This window comes from Agrobacterium sp. CFBP2214 (assembly GCF_030209895.1).
Taxonomy (GTDB): Bacteria; Pseudomonadota; Alphaproteobacteria; order Rhizobiales; family Rhizobiaceae; genus Agrobacterium; species Agrobacterium radiobacter.
Genome location: NZ_JARVRC010000001.1, coordinates 860,741 through 880,713, shown reverse-complemented (window position 1 = coordinate 880,713; position 19,973 = coordinate 860,741). Strand labels below are relative to the sequence as shown.

Here is a 19,973-nt window from a genome sequence, read left to right as displayed (position 1 = left end):
CGCGGGACAGAACGTCCTCCGACGCGCACATGAACGTGACGAATACTCTACCCATTTTACATCCGGGACTTATGGCGACATGATGCCGGGAAGACCACGCCAAGTTATTCAGGGACAGTCATGCGAACAGACACGGGCCAGATCGTTCACCTGGCAGATTACCGCCCCACCGATTTCGTTCTGGAGCGGGTGGATCTCACCTTCGAACTCGACCCCAAGAATACCAAGGTCGAAGCCCGTTTGATCTTTCACCGGCGCGAAGGCGCTGAGCGGCAGGCGCCGCTCGTTCTCGATGGCGACGAGCTGAAGCTCTCCGGCCTGCTGCTCGACCAGGTGGAGCTTCCCGCCGGCCAATATGAGGCGACGCCCGACAGCCTGACCATCCGCGATTTGCCGACCGAATCTCCCTTCGAGATCTGCGTCACCAATTACATCAATCCGCAGATCAATACGCAGCTGATGGGGCTTTACCGCACCAATGGCGTTTATTGCACGCAATGCGAGGCGGAAGGTTTCCGCCGTATCACCTATTTCCCCGACCGGCCGGATGTTCTGGCGCCCTATACGGTGACGATCATCGCGGCGAAGGAAGGCAATCCGCTGCTGCTCTCGAACGGCAATTTCCTCGGCGGCGGCAATTACGATGAAGGCCGTCACTTCGCAGCCTGGTTCGATCCGCATCCGAAACCCAGCTATCTCTTCGCGCTTGTCGCCGGCGATCTCGGCGTGGTGGAAGATACCTTCACCACCATGTCCGGCCGCGAGGTGGCGTTGAAGATTTATGTCGAGCACGGCAAGGAGCCGCGCGCGGCCTACGCCATGGATGCGCTGAAGCGTTCCATGACATGGGACGAAGAGCGCTTCGGCCGCGAATACGACCTCGATATCTTCATGATCGTCGCCGTGTCCGACTTCAACATGGGCGCGATGGAGAACAAGGGTCTCAACGTCTTCAACGACAAATTCGTACTGGCCGACCCGGAAACCGCCTCCGATGCTGACTACGCCAATATCGAGCGTATCATCGCCCATGAATATTTCCACAACTGGACGGGCAACCGCATTACCTGCCGCGACTGGTTCCAGCTCTGCCTGAAAGAAGGCCTGACGGTCTATCGCGATCAGGAATTTTCCGCCGACATGCGCTCGCGGCCGGTCAAGCGCATCGCCGATGTGCGCCACCTGAAATCGGAGCAGTTTCCCGAGGATTCCGGCCCGCTGGCGCACCCACCGCGCCCGGATACCTATCGCGAAATCAACAATTTCTACACAACGACCGTTTATGAAAAAGGTGCCGAAGTCACGAGGATGATCGCCACGATCCTCGGCGCTGATGATTTCAAGAAGGGCATGGACCTCTATTTCGAGCGCCATGACGGCGAAGCCGCAACCGTCGAGGATTTCGTCAAGAGCTTCGCCGATGCGAGCGGCCGCGACCTCTCGCAATTTTCGCTCTGGTACACGGAAGCGGGCACACCGCTCGTCTCCGTCTCATCGGCTTATGATGCGGGCAATGCCACCTTCAGACTGACGCTGGAACAGACCGTGGCGCCGACGCCCGGCCAGCCGGTGAAGCAGCCGCGCCATATTCCGCTGTCGCTGGCGCTGATCCTCGACAATGGCCAGATCGCCGAACCGCAGGCCGTCGAAGGCGGCGAGTATCGCAATGGCGTGCTGCATCTGACCGAACGCAACCAGACCTTCTCCTTTACCGGCATCTCGTCGAGGCCGGTGCTGTCTATCAACCGCAGCTTCTCGGCACCGATCAATCTGGATTTCGAGCAGAATGCGGCCGATCTGGTGCAGATCGCCCGGCATGAGACTGACATGTTCGCCCGTTTCCAGGCGCTGACCGATCTCGCCCTGCCGGCGCTGATTGCCGCCACCAAGGCGGTGCAGAAGGGCGAAGAAACACAGACGGATGCGGCTCTCTCCGCCACGCTCATCGAAATCATCGGCAACGACGCGCTTGAGCCGGCATTCCGGGCGCAGGCGCTGGCCTTGCCGAGCGAAACGGATATCGCCCGCGAACTCGGCGGCAACACCGATCCCGATGCCATCCACAAGGCGCGCAATGCCACGATCAAGGCGATTGCCACGTCCGGCCTAGAAACGCTGCGGCGGCTTGCCGATAGTGCTGCCGATGTCGAGGCTTACAGCCCCGACGCCGACAGCGCCGGACGCCGTTCACTGCGCAATGGCGCCCTGAGCTTCCTCGCCTTTGCCGAGGGAACACCGGAGCGGGCGGCGAAGGCCTTTGCCGACGCCACCAATATGACCGATCTCGCCCATGCGCTCAGTGTCCTGACCCAGCGTTTCCCGGAAAGCACGGAAACAAAGGAAGCGCTTGCCGCCTTCGAAAAACGCTTTGCCGACAATGCACTCGTTCTCGACAAATGGTTCTCGCTGCAGGCAGCCATTCCGGGCGAAGGCGCGCTGGAGCGTATCAAGGGGCTGATGAAATCGAAACATTTCATCGCCACCAATCCGAACCGGGTGCGCTCGCTGGTCGGCACGCTTGCCTTCTCCAACCCCACCGGCTTCCACCGAGCCGATGGCGCGGCCTATCGTTTCCTTGCGGAACAGATCATCGCCATCGACAAGCGCAATCCGCAGCTGGCCGCCCGCATTTTGACCTCCATGCGCTCCTGGCGATCGCTGGAGGCAAGCCGTGCCGAACATGCGAAAGCCGCGCTTTCAACCATTGCCGAGGCGAAGGACCTGTCGACGGATGTAAGCGACATCGTCGGGCGTATCCTCAAGGGCTGATCGTCGGCCGAAGCTTCACCATTCTGATCCATGCCGCGACGCCGTCTTGATTTCCATCAAGGCGGCGTCGCGCATTGCGCAGCATCTTTGTGTGCGAAGGGCCGACGTTGGCTCGGGATCAGATGGGAACTTCAGATGACGGACATGTCCAGAACCAGCGCCTCGTTTCAACGCTTCATGACCGACGCCCCGGCTCACAAGGCAGCATGGCTTCAAGCCGTGCAGGGCCTGGGCGCGGCCTCCACACTCGATGTGAAGACGCAGAGCCTGATCTATATCGGTATTCTGGCCGCCCTGCGTCTGGAAAGCGGCATCGCTTTTCATGTAACGGAAGCCAAGGCGCACGGCGCCAGCCGGGAGGATATCATCAGCGCGGTGCTGACCGGTCTTCCCGCCGCCGGCAATGGCGTGATCAGCGCTCTTGGCCCTGCTCTCGATGCCTTCGATGGAGGCTGAAACCCGTTCCACGCGGCATCTCGAAACCGCCGGAATTGAAGTGCCGGCTCACTGTTTTTCTTCATGAATCCCGCTTTTCCCGAAGCGGCAACAGATTGTCCCGAAAAAATACGGAGTCGGTTCAAGGGGTTAAAATTCTTTTAACTTTTGCCTCTGGACACGGCGAATCGCATTTGATTCATTAGAGATATTCGAGCGGCGGCGCTTCGAATCACTGGGGACATCTAAAAGGCGGGACAATGACGAACGTGCGGCGGGCGACTGCGGGCGATGAGCGGCCGTATGCCAAATTTTCTGATCTTGCGGCCTGGGGCGAAAGGCTTTCCAGCGACCTGATGGGTTTGATGAATGGCTCCGACCGCCCGGCGCCGCAGGTCGAAACCCTGCTGAAACGTCTGATCCCCATTCTCATTCTCGCCTTCCTCGTTGTTGTCGCTGCCTCGCGCATGCTTGGCATCGTTGCCGAATACAGCCGCATGGAAGAGGCCGCCCGCCACTCCACTGCGCTGACGGCGCTGACGGCGAAAGCGGCCCTTATTAACAACGGTATCGTTTTCACCGGGCAGGACCGGACCCGCGCCGAGGCGAGCCTTGTCGCCGCATTGCCGTCGGGCAGCCTTGCCGATGGCACCATGGTACTGCTGTCAGGCAGCAATGGCCGCATCTTCGCGGGCGCCGGCAAGGAGGCGATGCTTTATATCGGCACCTCGCTGCCCGCCCTGCTTCCCGAAATCGCCATCGTGCAGCGTTTCCCCGGCTCGCCCGGCACCATCGAGACCAACATCGATGGCCAGCAGCATTATGCGACGATGATCCCCTTCGGTGATGATGGCGCCATGGTGATCGCGGCGCGCTCGCTGCAGCCGATCCGCTCCTTCTGGCGTAGCGAAATCGCCATGAACGTGACGCTGTTCGCCGGCATCTCCTCCATCCTGCTCGTCGTGCTCTACGCCTATTATATGCAGGTGAAGCGCGCCCGCGACGCCGACGACATCTTCGCCGAATCCAACCTGCGGGTGGAAACGGCGCTGTCACGCGGGCGCTGCGGCCTCTGGGATTTCGATCTTTCCAGCCGTCGCATGTTCTGGTCCGGTTCGCTTTACGAAATTCTTGGGCTTCCGCCGAAGGCAGCACCGCTCTCCTTTTCCGATGCGGCCCGCATGATGCATTCTGAAGACGGCAATCTCTACGAGCTTGCCCGCGCCGTCGGCTGCGGCAACCTGCGCCAGATCGACCAGATTTTCCGCATGCGCCATTCCAAGGGTCATTATGTCTGGCTGCGCGCCCGCGCCCAGGTCATCCGCACCAATAACGGCCCGCGCGTCATCGGCATCGCCATGGATGTCACCGAACAGCACCGCCTCGCCCAACGTTATGCCGAGGCGGACCAGCGCCTTGCCGACGCCATCGAATCCACCTCGGAAGCCTTCGTGCTGTGGGACAAGAACGATCGCCTCGTGATGTGCAACACCCATTACCAGAAGGCCTATGGCCTGCCTGACAGCGTGCTGGTGGCCGGCACGGAAAAAAGCACGGTTCATGCCGCAGCCGCCCGGCCCGTGGTTGAACGCCGCGTTGCCGATCCGGACCAATCCGGCCTGTCGCGCACCATGGAAGTGCAGCTTGCCGATGACCGCTGGCTGCAGATCAACGAGCGCCGCACCCGTGACGGCGGCCTCGTCTCCGTCGGCACCGATATCACCCTTCTGAAGCGCCATCAGGAACGGCTGCGCGATTCCGAACGCCGGCTGATGGCAACGATCGGCGATCTCTCCGCCTCGCAGCACAAGCTGGAACGGCAGAAGACGGAACTTTCCGACGCCAACGCCAATTATCTCGCCGAAAAAGAGCGTGCGCAGGCCGCCAACCGGGCGAAATCCGAATTCCTCGCCAATATGAGCCACGAGCTGCGCACGCCGCTCAACGCCATCCTCGGCTTTTCCGAAATCTTGCAAAACGAGATGTTCGGGCCGGTCGGCTCGCCGAAATATTCCGAATATGCCCGCGATATCCATGACAGCGGCAAACACCTGCTCAACGTCATCAACGATATTCTCGACATGTCGAAGATTGAAGCGGGCCATATGCGCATCAACCGCGAGACGATCGATCTTGCGCCGCTGATCGAGGAGACGCTGCGGCTGACCGCCATTCAGGCCCAGCAGAAGAACATCACCGTGCAGCAGAAGGTCTGCGCCGGGCTGACCATGCAGGGCGACCGCCGCGCCATGAAGCAGATCATGCTCAACCTGCTCTCCAACGCGGTCAAATTCACCGGCGACGGCGGCCGCATCGCGCTGCGCACCCATGTGCATGAGGCCGCGATGATCCTCACCATCGCCGATACCGGCATCGGCATCCCCGCGCAGGCGCTCAACAAGATCGGCCAGCCTTTCGAGCAGGTGCAGAGCCAATATGCCAAGAGCCAGGGCGGTTCCGGGCTTGGGCTGGCGATTTCCCGCTCACTGGTGAAGCTGCATGGCGGGACGATGAAGATACGCTCATGTGAGGGTCGCGGCACGGTGGTGACGATCATTATTCCGCATACGGCGGGGGGGTGTGGGACGGTGCATTGAGCGTTGGACGATGTTCGCGCCCAACCGACAAAGGCCTAAATTATAGGGAAATTGGCTCTTCCATCATTTACTTTTGGTCTCAATTCTTAGCAGGGCATATCGCAATATTAGCAATAGCCAGATGAAGAAAAACATCGCCGCGATCAGGGGCACAAAGAACAACAATCGCAGTGCCAATAAGCAGATATCTAGTGCAAAAGCAGCTACAATGGGGACGGAGGCGTCTCCTGCGGAACACTTAATCTCGTCGAGATGGATTTGGCATCCATACGCGTATGCAATGATATCCGCCGATATATTTAAAATAAGAGGTGAAAAAAAGAACAATAATATTGCAGGTAGTATATAGAAATACACCTTCATGCTCAGCTTCTTCTTTCGATGATCCGATTCACTAATTACCATTCTTCACCACCGCCACAAACGCCTTGCGCACTGCTTTCGCCAGCCGCTTCACCTCTCCCTCAAGCGTTGAGATATCCGGGCAATCCCCCGCCCGGCACACGAGGTCGATCAGGCCCGCCGGCGCCTCTTTCGGATTGAACGTCCCATCAATGCACAGCCGCACGATCTGCGAGATTTCGGTATAAAGCCCCATTGCCGCCATGCAGTCATCGAAAGCCTGCGGCTCCATGACAGGCGCGGCGAGCGCCTGAAACGCCTCGGCCGTATTGCGACCCGGTTCGTGCGCAGCAAGCCCTTTCACCGGCCCAACCAGCGCCAGATATTGGGCGATGAATTCGAGGTCGATCAGGCCACCGTTGATGAGCTTGAAGTCCCAGTTGTTTTCCGGCGGTTTTTCCTGCTCGATGAGGTTGCGCATGTCCAGCACGTCGACGGAAACCTTGGCCGCATCGCGCTTTTGCGAAAGGATGGAAGCGATGATGCGGCGCGCATCTTCCATCAGCGAGGCATCGCCGCAGATCAGGCGGGCGCGGTAGAGCGCCATGTGTTCCCAGGTCCAGGCTTCCTCGCGCTGGTATTTCTCGAAAGCGGAGATGCGCGTCGCCACCGGCCCCTTGTTGCCGGAAGGGCGAAGCCTCATGTCGACCTCGTAAAGCACGCCTTCCGCCGTCGGGGCCGATAAGGCAGCAATCAGCCGTTGGGTAACGCGAGTGAAATAGCGCACCACATCGAGCGGCTTTGCACCGGTGGATTCATGGGCGGCATCGTCATAATCGTAAAGCAGGATGAGATCGACATCCGAACCAGCCGTCAGCTCGAAGGAGCCAAGCTTGCCCATGCCCATGACGGCGACACGGCCACCGGGATAGAGCCCATGCGCCGCTTCCATCTCCGCCAGAACCGCATTCAGCGCCGCCTCGATCACCAGATCGGCCAGGTGGGTGAAAGCGCGGGCGGCGACTTCGCCGCGGATTGCGCCGGTCAGAAGCCTGACACCGATCAGGAAGCGCTGTTCGGCGGCAAAGATGCGCAGCCGGTCGAGAATATCCTCGTAATGGCGGGCGTTGGAGAGGAAATTGCCCATGCGGTGGGCGAGATAATCGCGTGTCGGGATGTCGCTCATCAGCGCCGGGTCCAGCATGCCGTCAAAGACATGCGGGCGGGCGGCGATGATTTCGGCAAGGCGCGGTGCTGATGACATGATGGTCACCAGCAGGTCGAGCAGCGCCGGATTGTTGCCGAGCAGCGAAAACAGCTGGATGCCGGCCGGCAGGCCGGAAAGGAAATTATCGAAACGCAGGAGCGCCTCATCCGCCCGCTTGCTTTCACCGAAGGCGCGCAGCAGGTCCGGCGTCAGCTCCGTCAACCGCTCGCGCGCCTCGACCGATTGGGTGGCCCGGTAACGGCCATTGTGCCAGGTGCGGATGACGCGGGAGATATCCTCCGGCCGCTCGAAGCCGAGGGCGGAGAGTGTTTTCAGCGTATCAGGATCGTCCTTCTGGCCGGTGAAGACCAGATTGCCAGCCTCGCCGGAGAGTTTCGTTTCCTGCTCAAACAGCGCGGAATAACGCCGCTCCACCAGCCGCAGCACTTCTTCCAGCTTTTCCGAAAAAGCCTTGGTGTCGTCAAAGCCGAGCATGAAGGCAATGCGCTTCAATTCGGCTTCGGTGTCGGGCAACACATGGGTCTGTTCATCGCGCACCATCTGGATGCGATGCTCCACCTCACGCAGGAACCAGTAGGCGTCGGTCAGGCTGTCGCGCGTTTCTGCGTCGATCCATTTCGCCTCGGTCAGTGCGGCAAGCGCCTCCTGCGTTGCCCGTACACGTAGCGCCGGCATGCGGCCGCCAGCGATCAGCTGCTGCGTCTGGGCGAAGAACTCGATCTCGCGGATGCCGCCGCGCCCGAGCTTGACATTATGACCCTTCACCGCAATCGCGCCATGGCCCTTATGGGCGTGGATCTGCCGCTTGATGGAGTGGATATCGGCAATCGCCGCGTAATCGAGATATTTGCGGAAGATGAAAGGCGTCAGCTCGCGCAGGAAGTTCTCGCCCGCCTTCATGTCGCCGGCCACCGGCCGCGCCTTGATATAGGCGGCGCGTTCCCAGTTCTGCCCCCTGCCCTCGTAATAAAGCAGCGCCGCTTCCACGGGAATGGCGAGCGGCGTCGAGCCGGGGTCGGGCCGCAGCCGGAGATCGGTGCGGAAGACATAACCATCGGCGGTGCGCTCCTGCATGATGCGCACCAGACGGCGCATCATGCGTCCGAAATTCTCCGTCGCATCATAGGGATCGTCCATGATGCCGGCTGAGGGTTCGAAGAACACCACGGCGTCGATGTCGGAGGAATAGTTGAGTTCGCGCGCACCGAGCTTGCCCATGCCGAGCACGATGAGGCCCGATCCTTCGCTGGGGGCTGCGACATCCTTCAGTTTCAGCTTGCCGCTCTCATGGGCCGACAGCAGCAGGTGATCGATGGCGGCGGAGAGCGATGCATCCGCCATGTCGCTCAGCCAGCGGGTCGTATCGCGCGCGGTGAAGATGCGGGCGAGATCGGCGAGTGCGGCGATGAAAGAGAGCCGCCGCTTGGCTACTCTCAGCCGCGACATCACCTCGTTTTCGCTCGGTATACCGCCCTCGTTCCCGGGCTTCCAGCAATCGCGCGCCTCGCGGACGAGACCGGTCAGCAACGGCTCAAGCGGTTTCGAAATCGCCAGCGACAAAAGCCCTTCATCCGCCGACGCCATGTCGCGCAGATAGGGAGACAGCGTGAAAGCCGCAGCGATAAAGTCTTTGAGCGCGCTTTCCCCGGCAAGCAGCGCGGCCACCGCCGGCTCGCCCTTGCCGATATCCTTCAGCGTCGAAAGAACGGATTTCAGTTCCGTCTGCGTATAGGGGCGGATCATCCCCGGCAGAACCTCGCTCAGCCGCCTTTCGGCGGTTTCCCGTTTCGTCACTGTCTCTCTCCCTCTTCCGACTATCCCTCGCCGCTCTTCGACCGTGCCCGGCTTTCAGGACCGGATGCACCGCATCCTAAACGTCCCTGCCGCCGCACCTTTTGCGAAGCCTCCCGGCGCATGCATGTGGCGTTGTAACAAATGCGGGCCGCTTTGCGATCAGAAAACCGCCGGTGGCGATGTTTTCCAAAGCGCCGCACCGCGTAATGTCTCCGCAATTGTGCCCGCGTAGCGTCATCCTCAACGAAACCCGACTCCCCGGTTTTCCAACGCTCGATGCTGCAACGGATATGATCATGAAACAGATTTTTACAGTGAAATGGCAAAAGAACCTGCGCGCGATGGCCCTTTGCCTGACGACGCTGCCCGCCGCGCAGGCGATCTGCACACCGGCCTTCGCCGCCGATATCGGCAAATCGGACAGGTTGGCCGATCCGCAGGGCAATTTCGACAATGCCCGCTACAGCAGTTCCAGCGAGTGGAAGATCACGCTCGGCGCAGGTGCGGCCTATGCCCCGAAATATGAAGGTTCGGACAAGCTGGAAGTGGGCGCCGTCCCGCTGGTTTCCGTCCAGTATGGGGAAACGCTGAGCATCGATTTCAGCGGCGTTACCGTCAATCTTCTGAACCAGAACGGCTTCCGGCTTGGCGTCAAGGGTGGCTGGGAAGCGGGCCGCAAGGAAAAGGATGACAAGAAGAACCTTCGCGGGCTGGGCGACATCAAGGCCGGCGGCGTGATCGGCGGCGTCATCGCCTATGGCGTCGACCCCTTTGAAATCTACGCCAAGGTGGACAAGACCATCGGCGGCAGCGAAGGCCTGACCGCCACTGTCGGCGCAAGCGTCTCGCACAAAGTCGACCAGTTCATCTTCGGTGCGGATCTCTCCGCCACCTGGGCGGATGACAACCACATGAAATCCTATTTCGGTGTCACGTCTGCCCAATCCGCCCGCTCCGGCCTGCGACGTTATGACGCCAAGGCAGGCTTCAAGCGCATCGACGCCAGCGCCTCGGTTTCATATCTCATGACGGAGAACTGGATGATCACCGGCACCGGCGGCGTCGGCTTCCTGCTGGGCGACGCCAGGGACAGCCCGGTGGTGAAAAAGGATATCCAGCCCTTCGCCATGATCGGCGTGGCCTACACGTTCTAAGCCGCGCGGGAGAAATACACGTCCATCCCCCGCCCGTCCCCATGAGGAAAGGCGTCCCTGCCCTCACGCCTCCTCATCCAGTGAAACGCCGCAAGGCGTTTCACTGGGCCGCCATGTTCAAAGAATCCTGTCGCTGTATTCCGGCGGCACCACCCAGCACTCTTCATGCTTTCCGAACCAGCGGTAGCGATTGCGGGCGACAAAGCGATAAACGGGATCGCGCAGAAATGCGGGAATGATGCGCAATACGGTAACCAGCCGCCAGGGCATGCCCAGCGCCTCATATATGCTCAGAACAGCATCGCTGTCCTGCCGCACCCTGCCGTCATCCACGACCAGCATGCTGACGGGATCTTTCGGGTCCATATCGTAACGACGGTAAATTTCAGCACCGATCTCGCTCTGCATGGAGGCCAGACGGAAATATCCGGCCCTGTCATGCCGCAGCACGAATTGCGCATTCACGGAACACAAGACACATTCCGCATCGAACAGAATGATCGGGCCATGCCCGTCGTCGGCCAAGGGAACCGTAGCTGCCACCCGTCACCACATCCTTTCGTCCATCGCACGCGATTTCCGAACAGAGCCATTGCGTCAATCAACCGAACCATTCTCCAGATTATCTTTCAATATAATCTTGAAAAACAGTCATTTCCCGAAAAATCCCGCTCATTCGCCGAAACTCACCGGTGCGGAAACCCACTGGCACCATCAGTCAACGATGCTTACGCCTTGGGGATGGGAAACACCATCGAAACCGTCAGCCCCGGGCAGGCAGCATTCGAGGCATCCGTGTCCGATAGCACCAGCGATCCGCCATGCAGTTCCATGACGGCCTCCACCAGCGACAGGCCGAGCCCGGTTCCCGGTTTGGAGCGGCTTTCATCCAGCCTGACGAAACGTTTCAACACCTCGCCGCGCTTGTCGGCGGGAACGCCGGGACCGCTATCGGCGACAGAGAGCACGATGGCCTCCGGCTCTCTTGCCAGACGGACGACGAGTTTCTTGTCACCTTCGCCCTCGCAGGCATATTTCATGGCGTTGTCGATGAGGTTGGAGAGCGCCTGGCCGATCAGTTCGCGGTTGCCCTTTACCGAAAGGTCAGCCTCTATTTCGGCTTCCAGAGCAAGCCCGGCATCCTCGGCTACAGGCTCGTAAAGTTCGGCGCTGTCGGCGGCAATCGCCGAGACGTCGACATCGGTCATTTCCGCGGCGATCGAACCGGCCTCGACGCGGGAAATCATCAAGAGCGCGTTGAAGGTGCGGATAAGCTGGTCTGACTCGGCGATGATGCCTTCAAGGGCCGCGCGCCGTTTCGTCTCGTCATTGTCGTCAAGGGCGGCGGCCGCCTTGTTGCGCAGCCGCGTCAGCGGCGTCTTCAGGTCGTGGGCGATATTGTCGGAGACCTGCCGCAGGCCTTCATTCAGCTTCTCGATGCGGCCGAGCATGGCGTTCAGCGAGCCGGACAGGCGGTCGAATTCATCGCCGGATCGGCCCTGCGGCAGACGCTGGGAAAGGTCGCCGGCCATGATCTTCTTGGTCGCCGCAGACATGCGGTCGATGCGTTTCAACGCATTGCGGCCGATACCGAACCAGATGAGCAGCGCGCCGCCGCCCATGATGGCGAGCGCCACCATCAGCGCATTGCGCACCAGCGCCCGGAACTTGGTCGGCTCGCCGAGATCGCGGCCGATCAGGATGCGCAGGCCGTTGTCCAGCATGAAGATATTGGCGGTGGCGAGATGCTGCACGCTGTCGCCGCTTTCGGAATAACGCTCGTAGCGGAACGGGAAGCCCGTCCAGCCCTCCTTGTCGAAGACACCGGGCTGAACGGAGGCAACGTTGCCGGCAAGGATTTCACCATTCGGCCCGGCGATGACATAAAGGCTCGCACCCGGCTGGCGGGCGCGGCGCTCCATCATCCTGAGAAGCGGGTTGATGCCGCCGCGATTATATATCCGCTGCACATCCGAGACTTCCTGCAGCACCGCATCACGCGTCTGCTGGTTCAGCAGCCTTTCGGAAAGGGCGGTGACATAAAAGACGAGGAAGGCGGCGCAGAGCGCGAACAGCAGGATATAGAGCGCCGAAAGGCGCACCGCCGTCGACCGGAACACTATTCTGAGGCGGGCCATCTTCGCCAATCAGCCCTCGTCCTTCATCATGTAACCGGCGCCGCGGATGGTCTTCAGAAGCGGCTTCTCGAAGTCCTTCTCGATCTTCGAGCGCAGGCGGGAAACATGCACGTCGATGACATTGGTCTGCGGATCGAAGTGATAGTCCCAGACATTTTCGAGAAGCATGGTGCGGGTCACCACCTGGCCGGCATTCTTCATCAGATATTCCAGCAGGCGGAATTCGCGCGGCTGCAGCAGGATTTCCTTGCCGTTGCGGCGCACATCATGTGACAGCCGGTCGAGTTCGAGATCGCCGACCCGGTAGATCATGTCCTGCTCGGGCTTGCCCTTGCGGCGGCCCAGCACCTCGATGCGGGCGAGCAATTCGGAAAAGGCGTAAGGCTTCGGCAGATAATCATCGCCGCCGGCGCGCAGGCCGGTCACGCGGTCATCCACCTGCCCCAGCGCGGAAAGGATCAGAACCGGCGTCTCGATACCGCGGCGGCGCAGCTCGCTGATGACGGAAAGCCCGTCGCGGCGCGGCAGCATGCGGTCGATCACCATCACGTCATAGGCATTCTCGCAGCCCATGAACAGGCCGCTCTCACCGTCGCTCGCGTGATCGGCGACGATCCCTACTTCGCGGAACGCCTTGGTCATATAGGCCGCAGCCTCTAGGTCGTCTTCAATGACTAGAATCTTCATGTGCGGGACAATAGCGCCCTCGCCCTTTTCCGCACAACCGGAAACAGATGCGGGAGAGACTTCCTGAACCTTGTTTTCCATGGAATTTCCTCCGAAGATCGGGCCTTAAGCACCGTCGCGCTTCCAGGCGGAACAATCGCCTATGGATCAGGCGGGTGCCGCTTGTTTCTTCTCCCCGGCGGGGAGAAGAAAAGGGCCATAGCGCCCTGCCATACTCAACCGCCCCGTCTCAAGAGCGAGATGCGATGCCGGGTCCCAAAAGAAGCCGGCATCGCGTTTCAGCGTATCAACCCTGGTCGATATCCAGAGCGATGAAGCGGCTGCCATCATCCGTCTGGATCTGGAACAGCGCCTTGGAGCGTCCGTCCTTCTTGGCCTGCTCGAGAATCTTCTCGATATCGGCGGCGGAAGCGACCTGCTGGTTGTTGACCGAGGTGATCTTCTCACCCGTCTTCAGGCCACGGGCAGCGGCATCGCTGTCGGGGTCGACATCGGTGATGGCAAGGCCATTGCCGTCATCGGCGGGAGAAACCGTCAGGCCGAGGCTGGACAGCACCTTCTCGCTGGAAGACTGGTCGCCCTTGTCGTCGTTCTGGGTCGGCGTCGCCTTGGAGGCGTCGTCGCTTGTAAGATCACCCAGCGTCACTGTGACCGACTGCGACTTGCCACCGCGCCACAGCGAGATTTCAACCTTGGCGTTGGGCGCCATGCCACCGATGCGGCGCGACAGGTCGCGGGCATCCTTGACGGGCTCGCCATTGACGGCGGTGATGATGTCACCCTGCTTGATGCCGGCCTTGTCGCCCGGCGAGCCGGACTGCGGCGAAACGACGAGCGCGCCGCTTGCTTCAGCGAGGCCAAGCGATTCGGCGATATCCTTGCTGACCGGCTGGATCTGCACGCCGAGCCAGCCGCGTTCGACCTTGCCGTCCTTCTGCAGATCGGCAATCACGTCCTTGGCGACGGATGCCGGAATGGCGAAGGCGATGCCGACATTGCCGCCCGACGGCGAGAAGATGGCGGTATTGATGCCGACCACTTCGCCATTGAGGTTGAAGGCCGGGCCACCCGAGTTGCCACGGTTCACGGCGGCGTCGATCTGCAGGTAATCATCATAGGGGCCGGAGCCGATATCGCGGCCGCGGGCCGAAATAATGCCTGATGTCACCGTGCCGCCGAGGCCGAAGGGGTTACCGACGGCGACGACCCAGTCACCGACGCGGATCTTGCTGTCATCGGCAAACTTCACATAGGTGAACTTGCGGTTCACATCGACCTTCAGGAGCGCAAGATCGGTGCGCGGATCACGGCCGACGAGCTTGGCCTCGAGTTCGGTACCGTCGTTCATGACGATCGTATAGGCGGAGCCGTCATCGACGACATGGTTGTTGGTGACGATGTAACCGTCTTCGGAGATGAAGAAGCCGGAGCCCTGAGCGACGGGACGAAGCGGACCCTTGCCGTCACGGTGGCGATTCGGACCACGTTCGGAGCGATCCTGGTTCGGACCACCGAATTCCTTGAAGAAGCGCTTCAGCGGATGGTCATCAGGCAGCTGGTCGAGGCCACGGCCGCCAAAATTGAAAGAGAAATTGCTGGAGTCATCGGAAGCGGGCTGCACGTTCGACTGTACGCGAACGGAGACGACGGCGGGCGATACCGCATCGACCACGTTGGCGAAGCTTGGAACCTGCGGCGCATTCACCTCGACGGGAGCGGCGAACGAGTGGAGGATCGGGGCGGCGATGCCGGTGGAAAGCATCAGCGCCGCAAGGCCGCCAACGGTCGTGGCCTTCAGAGCCGTCTTCAGCGAGGCCGTCTTCAGCGAGGAATGGCCGTTTTGCGAATGAGACATGGTGTACCTTCTTTCTTCATTCAGACTAGGCCCCGTTTGACCGGGGGAGAAGCGGTGGATGATGAAGATATAGGAGGCGACACCTTACGGCGAAGTGTCTGACGAATGAAAAATCCGTAATGTTGAAAAAGAACCGGGGACTGAAATGGAAACCGGTTATTTTTCAATGAGATTGCGGATTCGCTCTTCTTCGTCCGCGCTCAGCTTCTGTGGCTGTTCCTGGCTTGCGCGGCGGCGGGAAAACACGAAGACGGCGAAAATCCCGGCAAGGGTGAGACCAATGGGCGCGCCCCACAGAAGCACGGTGCGAAGGCTGAGGCGCGGTTTCAGGAGCACGAACTCGCCGTAGCGCGACACGACGTAGTCAATGACAGCCTTGTCGCTGTCGCCTTGAACCAGCCGCTCGCGCACCAGGACCCGCAGATCGCGCGCCAGTTCGGCATTGCTGTCGTCGATCGACTGGTTCTGGCAGACCATGCAGCGGAGCTGAGACGTCAGGTTCCGGGCGCGCTGTTCCAGCACCGGGTCTTTGAGGACTTCGTTGGGGTTGAACGCGAAGGCTGGAGAGGCCGCAGCGAAGATGAGGGTGAGAAGAAGCCCGAGCGCTACCACAAACTCCCTCATTCCGCCGCCTCCGGCATTGCAGCCCGCACCGGCTTCGCCTTGCGATTCGGCGCACCGACCCGCAAACGCCTGTCCGAGAGCGAGATGAAACCGCCCGCCATCATGAACAGCGTGCCGCCCCAGATGCACAGGATGAAGGGTTTCCACCAGATGCGCACCACCATGCCGCCATCGGTCATGGGATCGCCGAGCGAGACATAAAGCTGGCTGAGGCCGAAGGTCAGGATACCCGCTTCCGTCGTCGGCATGCGCCGCGCGGTATAGAGCCGCTTGGAGGACCACACATCGGCCACTTCGACACCCGCCTTGCGGATGGTGAAATGGCCGCGATCCTCGGTGAAATTCGGACCGACGGCGTGGCGGATACCGTCGAAGGTGAGGCTGTAGCCGCCCGCCTCCGCCACCATGCCCTCTTTCATCTCCAGCACCGTTTCCGTCTCGAAAGTGGTGACGATGACGATGCCGAGCACGGTGATGCCGAGCCCCATATGCGCCAGCGCCGTGCCGAAGGCCGAACGCGGCAGGCCTTTGAGGCGGCGAAATGCGATGCCGAAGGCCAGCTTGCCGAAATTGGCGCGATACCAGAGATCGGCAAGCGCCCCGAAGATCAGCCAGAAGCCCGCAGCGATGCCGAGTGCGGCCAGCACCGGACCGCCATTTTCGATGTACCAGAGCGTCAGACCCGCGAGAGCCGCAAGCGCCGCGGCCACATAAAGCCGCTGGAATGCGCCGAGCAGATCGCCGCGCTTCCAGGCGAGCATCGGGCCAAAGGGCGTGACGATCAGGATCGGGATCATCAGGAGGCCGAAGGTGAGGTTGAAGAAAGGCGCGCCGACCGAGATTTTTTCGCCCGTCAAGGTTTCGAGAATGAGCGGGTAAAGCGTGCCGATCAGAACGGTTGCCGTGGACACCGTGAGGATGAGGTTGTTGAGAACCAGCGATCCCTCACGCGAAATCGGCGCAAACAGCCCCCCGGCCTTCAGCGAGGGAGCGCGCCATGCAAAGAGCGCGAAGGCGCCGCCGATGAAGACCGTCAGAATGCCAAGAATGAAGATACCGCGGCTCGGATCGGTGGCGAAGGCATGCACGGAGGTCAAAACGCCGGAGCGGACAAGGAAGGTACCGAGCAGCGACAGCGAAAAAGTCATGATCGCCAGAAGTACGGTCCAGATTTTCAGCGCCTCGCGCTTTTCCATGACAAGCGCCGAATGAAGCAGCGCGGTTCCGGCAAGCCAGGGCATGAAGGAGGCGTTTTCCACCGGATCCCAGAACCACCAGCCGCCCCAGCCGAGTTCATAATAGGCCCAGTAGGAACCCATCGAAATGCCGGCGGTCAGGAAGGTCCATGCGGCAAGTGTCCACGGCCGCACCCATCGCGCCCAGGCAGCATCGATGCGCCCCTCCAGCAACGCGGCAACCGCAAAGGAAAAGCAGACGGAAAAGCCGACATAACCGAGATAAAGCAGCGGTGGATGGATCGCGAGGCCGAAATCCTGAAGAATCGGGTTGAGGTCCTGCCCCTCGGCCGGCACCGGCTCCAGCCGCAGGAAGGGATTGGAGGTGAGCAGGATGAACAGCAGGAAGGCGACCGAAATCCATGCCTGCACCGCAAGAACATTGGCTTTGAGCGTTTCCGGCAGGTTGCGGCCGAAGGCGGCGACGAGCGCGCTGAAAAACACCAGAATGAGCAGCCACAGCAGCATGGAGCCTTCATGGTTGCCCCACACGCCAGTCAGCTTGTAGATCATCGGCATCAGCGAATGGGAGTTTTCCCAGACGTTGCGCACGGAAAAATCCGAGACGGCATAGGCCCGCGTCAGCGCCGCAAAGGAAAAACCAACGAGCAGGAACATCATGACCGAGCCGAGCGAGGCGACATCCATCAGCGCCCGGTCGTTGCGGCGCGCGCCGATAACCGGCAGCGTGGAAACGATCAGCCCCACCCCAAGCGCCAGCACCAGAACGTAATGGCCGATCTCGTTGATCATTTGGTTGCTCCGGTCTTGTCGGGCGAAGTCGCACTGGCCGACGGCGTCGCGGCGGCGGGTTCCTCACCCTCTCCGCCATGTTGCCACAGGCCCTTGTCCTTCAGCCGGTCTGCCACTTCCTTCGGCATGTAGTTCTCATCGTGCTTGGCCAGCACGCTGTCGGCCACGAAGCCGTGGGTCGCGGCGTCGAACATGCCTTCGGTCACCACGCCCTGCCCTTCGCGAAAGAGATCGGGCAGAATGCCGGTATAGCTGACCGGCACATTGGCCTCGCCATCCGTCACCGTAAAGCTCACCGTGCGGCCCTCGCCGCGCTTGATCGAGCCTTCCGCCACCAGCCCGCCAAGGCGGATGCGGGTGCCGGGGTTGACGGGCGTCTTCTCCAGATCGGCCGGCATGTAAAAATAGGCAATCGACTGGCCAAAGGCGAACATGACGAGCAGCACGGCTGCAACGATGAAGCTCATGCCGCCGCCGATGATCGCGAGACGTTTCTGTTTGCGGGTCATTGCGTCACTCCCTGCGGCGCAGCATCCTGTTGCCCGTTCGTACGGATCGGCCCGGCGGAAACGCCCAGCTCCTTCGCCAGCGCCAGAAGCTGCCTGCCCTGTTCACCCTCCGGCGGGAAAGCCTTCAGCCCCGCCCGCAGGGCCTCTCCGGCCTTGGCTTCGTTCTTCAGCACCGAATAGGCGCGTACAAGCCGCATCCAGCCTTCAAAATCGGCGGGGTTTTCCTTGAGCTTGGCATCGAGGCTCGACACCATGCCTTCGATCATCGCCTGCCGGTCGGAAGCCGTCATGTCGTTGGCCGCCGCCATATCCTCAGCGTTCGGGCCGGGCGCGGCAGGGTTCGCCGCGCCGCCGGTGCGGGCGATATGCTCTTGAACCAGCGGCAGCCACGGCGCGCCGGCCGGCGCATCGGCCGCCAGCGCTGCAAAGGCCGCGCGTGCTTCCTCCGCCTTGCCCGCCTGCTCCAGCGAAAGCGCCAGATAGAAGCGGGCGCGCGGATTGCCGGGTTTCAACTGTTCGGCCTGCGCAAACGCATCGCGCGCGGCCTCTATGACGATGCCGTCATTGCCGGCAACCAGCGTTTCGCCAAGGCCCGTCAATCGTTCGGCGCTCGGGCCCAGAATACGAAGCGCATTGCGATAGGCAAGCTCGGCATCGCCAAGCCGCAATGTCTTGAAATAGATCGGCGCGAGAATGTCCCAGCCCGCGCCGTCATCCGGGTTCTGCGCCAGATGCCTTTCGGCCCGTGCGACCAGCAGGTTCATGTCGTTACCGGGCTTTTCAAGACGTGCCTCGAGCGGCATGTCCGGCACCTCCGGACTGCCGTTCCAGATGTAAAGACAGAGGCCGAGTGCGGGCAAGAGAATGGTGATGAGGCTGGCGGCGAGATTGTGCCGCAGCGGACGCGCCTCTCTGCCGGGCTGCTCTTCCGTCTCGGCGGCAGCGAGAAGCCGGCGGCCGATTTCGGCGCGGGCATAATCCGCTTCGGTTTGCCCGATCAGGCCGGCGGCGCGTTCGCGGTCCAGCTCGGCCAGCTGGTCGCGATAAACGGCAACCTCACCGTCGCGGCGCGTCTCGGGCGCCTCGGTCTTCCGCATCAGCGGGTACATCAGGACGATGGCAACAGCCGCCGTCAATATCGCAACGACAATCCAGAACATAAGGCTCAATTACTCGAATGCGCGGCACATGGAAACATGAAGCGCGGGGATGACGCGAATTTGAGACATCACGCCGCACCGCAGGCCATCTCCCGGCTGCACCGCTATGCCTCTTCTTGTCATCGCAAAAGGCCCGTGACCTTGATTTACGTCAAACTGGTTACGTCAGCGGCGACCAGCTTCCATCGGCATTGCGGCAGGCTGCACCGCGCGCCCTGGTTTCCCGTCCGTCGACCGTCAAGGTATGCGAATATTGCCGGCAATTCTGATTGCCGACCTGATAGGGCGCATTGGCGACCACCTGGCCCTTGGCGTCATCGCCCGTCCAGGTGACAGGCGTGCCGACCGGGGCTGTTTCCAGCGCCTTATATTCGGCTTCCAGCGCCTTGGTCTGGTCACCCCTGTCAAGCTCAACGCCGCTTCGCCCGACAATGCCGCCTTCCAGATTGGCAAGAAAGGGCGTCGAGGGCTGCGCAGAGCGGCCAAACAGGCCGCCGCCCGCCGGGCGGATGCCTGTGGTGGTGCAGGCGCTCAGCATCGATACGCACAGGATCGAGAGAAGTGCCGGGCGTGACACCAGCGAACGCATTGTCACGGAGCGGCAGCCATCATACACGTCAACCAAACCCTGTCCTCTTTCCTACCGCATTGCACCTAATATACCGGCATTGAATTTCTTGCCTTTTTTCTTGC

At 61.2% G+C, this 19,973-nt stretch carries 14 protein-coding genes; 4 read left to right on the top strand and 10 right to left on the bottom strand.

The genetic code is table 11. The features are described from left to right. Positions 1-120: 120 nt before the first annotated feature. The 3 genes from pepN to QRN60_RS04350 all read left to right on the top strand — a co-directional run bounded on the left by pepN (position 121) and on the right by QRN60_RS04350 (position 5,801). Positions 121-2,769 (top strand): aminopeptidase N, encoded by a 2,649-nt coding sequence (gene pepN, locus QRN60_RS04360; RefSeq protein ID WP_113076215.1) that lies wholly within the window; start codon positions 121-123, stop codon positions 2,767-2,769. A gap of 135 nt (positions 2,770-2,904) precedes the next feature. Continuing rightward, a complete protein-coding gene (locus QRN60_RS04355) occupies positions 2,905-3,225 on the top strand; it encodes a carboxymuconolactone decarboxylase family protein (RefSeq protein ID WP_003509790.1) in 321 nt (106 codons plus the stop codon). Between the two features lie 239 nt (positions 3,226-3,464). Continuing rightward, entirely contained in the window at positions 3,465-5,801 is a 2,337-nt protein-coding gene (locus tag QRN60_RS04350; RefSeq protein WP_060723978.1) for a PAS domain-containing sensor histidine kinase, read from the top strand. A 394-nt stretch (positions 5,802-6,195) separates the two neighbouring features. Here QRN60_RS04350 and QRN60_RS04345 read toward each other — a convergent pair whose 3' ends face one another. Beyond that, on the bottom strand, positions 6,196-9,165 hold the full coding sequence (locus tag QRN60_RS04345; protein ID WP_129564533.1) for a bifunctional [glutamine synthetase] adenylyltransferase/[glutamine synthetase]-adenylyl-L-tyrosine phosphorylase: 2,970 nt from the start codon (positions 9,163-9,165) through the stop codon (positions 6,196-6,198). 290 nt (positions 9,166-9,455) lie between these two features. Between QRN60_RS04345 and QRN60_RS04340 the strand changes: the two genes are divergently transcribed. After that, a complete protein-coding gene (locus QRN60_RS04340; RefSeq protein WP_165000576.1) occupies positions 9,456-10,319 on the top strand; it encodes a MipA/OmpV family protein in 864 nt (287 codons plus the stop codon). A gap of 117 nt (positions 10,320-10,436) precedes the next feature. On the opposite strand, the gene QRN60_RS04335 is transcribed toward QRN60_RS04340, so the two are convergent. From QRN60_RS04335 to QRN60_RS04295, 9 genes are all read right to left on the bottom strand, one after another. Beyond that, complete coding sequence (locus QRN60_RS04335; RefSeq protein ID WP_129564534.1) at positions 10,437-10,862, bottom strand: thiol-disulfide oxidoreductase DCC family protein; 426 nt, start codon at positions 10,860-10,862, stop codon at positions 10,437-10,439. 185 nt (positions 10,863-11,047) lie between these two features. Beyond that, a complete protein-coding gene (locus QRN60_RS04330; RefSeq protein WP_112346068.1) occupies positions 11,048-12,457 on the bottom strand; it encodes a sensor histidine kinase in 1,410 nt (469 codons plus the stop codon). A 9-nt stretch (positions 12,458-12,466) separates the two neighbouring features. Beyond that, positions 12,467-13,225, bottom strand: coding sequence for a response regulator transcription factor (locus QRN60_RS04325; RefSeq protein WP_020009721.1), 759 nt, complete (start codon positions 13,223-13,225; stop codon positions 12,467-12,469). Positions 13,226-13,430: 205 nt separating this feature from the next. Then, on the bottom strand, positions 13,431-14,999 hold the full coding sequence (locus tag QRN60_RS04320; RefSeq protein WP_020809582.1) for a Do family serine endopeptidase: 1,569 nt from the start codon (positions 14,997-14,999) through the stop codon (positions 13,431-13,433). Between the two features lie 156 nt (positions 15,000-15,155). Next, positions 15,156-15,623 (bottom strand): cytochrome c-type biogenesis protein, encoded by a 468-nt coding sequence (locus QRN60_RS04315; RefSeq protein ID WP_111792459.1) that lies wholly within the window; start codon positions 15,621-15,623, stop codon positions 15,156-15,158. Then, a complete protein-coding gene (locus tag QRN60_RS04310) occupies positions 15,620-17,611 on the bottom strand; it encodes a heme lyase CcmF/NrfE family subunit (RefSeq protein WP_003509804.1) in 1,992 nt (663 codons plus the stop codon). Before QRN60_RS04310 ends, QRN60_RS04315 begins: the two co-directional genes overlap by 4 nt. Continuing rightward, positions 17,608-18,120, bottom strand: a complete 513-nt coding sequence (ccmE, locus tag QRN60_RS04305) for a cytochrome c maturation protein CcmE (protein WP_020809581.1) — start codon at positions 18,118-18,120, stop codon at positions 17,608-17,610. The genes QRN60_RS04310 and ccmE overlap by 4 nt, the downstream gene beginning before the upstream one ends. Further along, positions 18,117-19,280: a c-type cytochrome biogenesis protein CcmI gene (gene ccmI, locus QRN60_RS04300; RefSeq protein WP_162690760.1), complete on the bottom strand. Its 1,164-nt coding sequence runs from the start codon at positions 19,278-19,280 to the stop codon at positions 18,117-18,119. Before ccmI ends, ccmE begins: the two co-directional genes overlap by 4 nt. 160 nt (positions 19,281-19,440) lie before the next feature. Then, positions 19,441-19,869: an RT0821/Lpp0805 family surface protein gene (locus QRN60_RS04295; protein WP_129564676.1), complete on the bottom strand. Its 429-nt coding sequence runs from the start codon at positions 19,867-19,869 to the stop codon at positions 19,441-19,443. Positions 19,870-19,973: the final 104 nt, after the last annotated feature.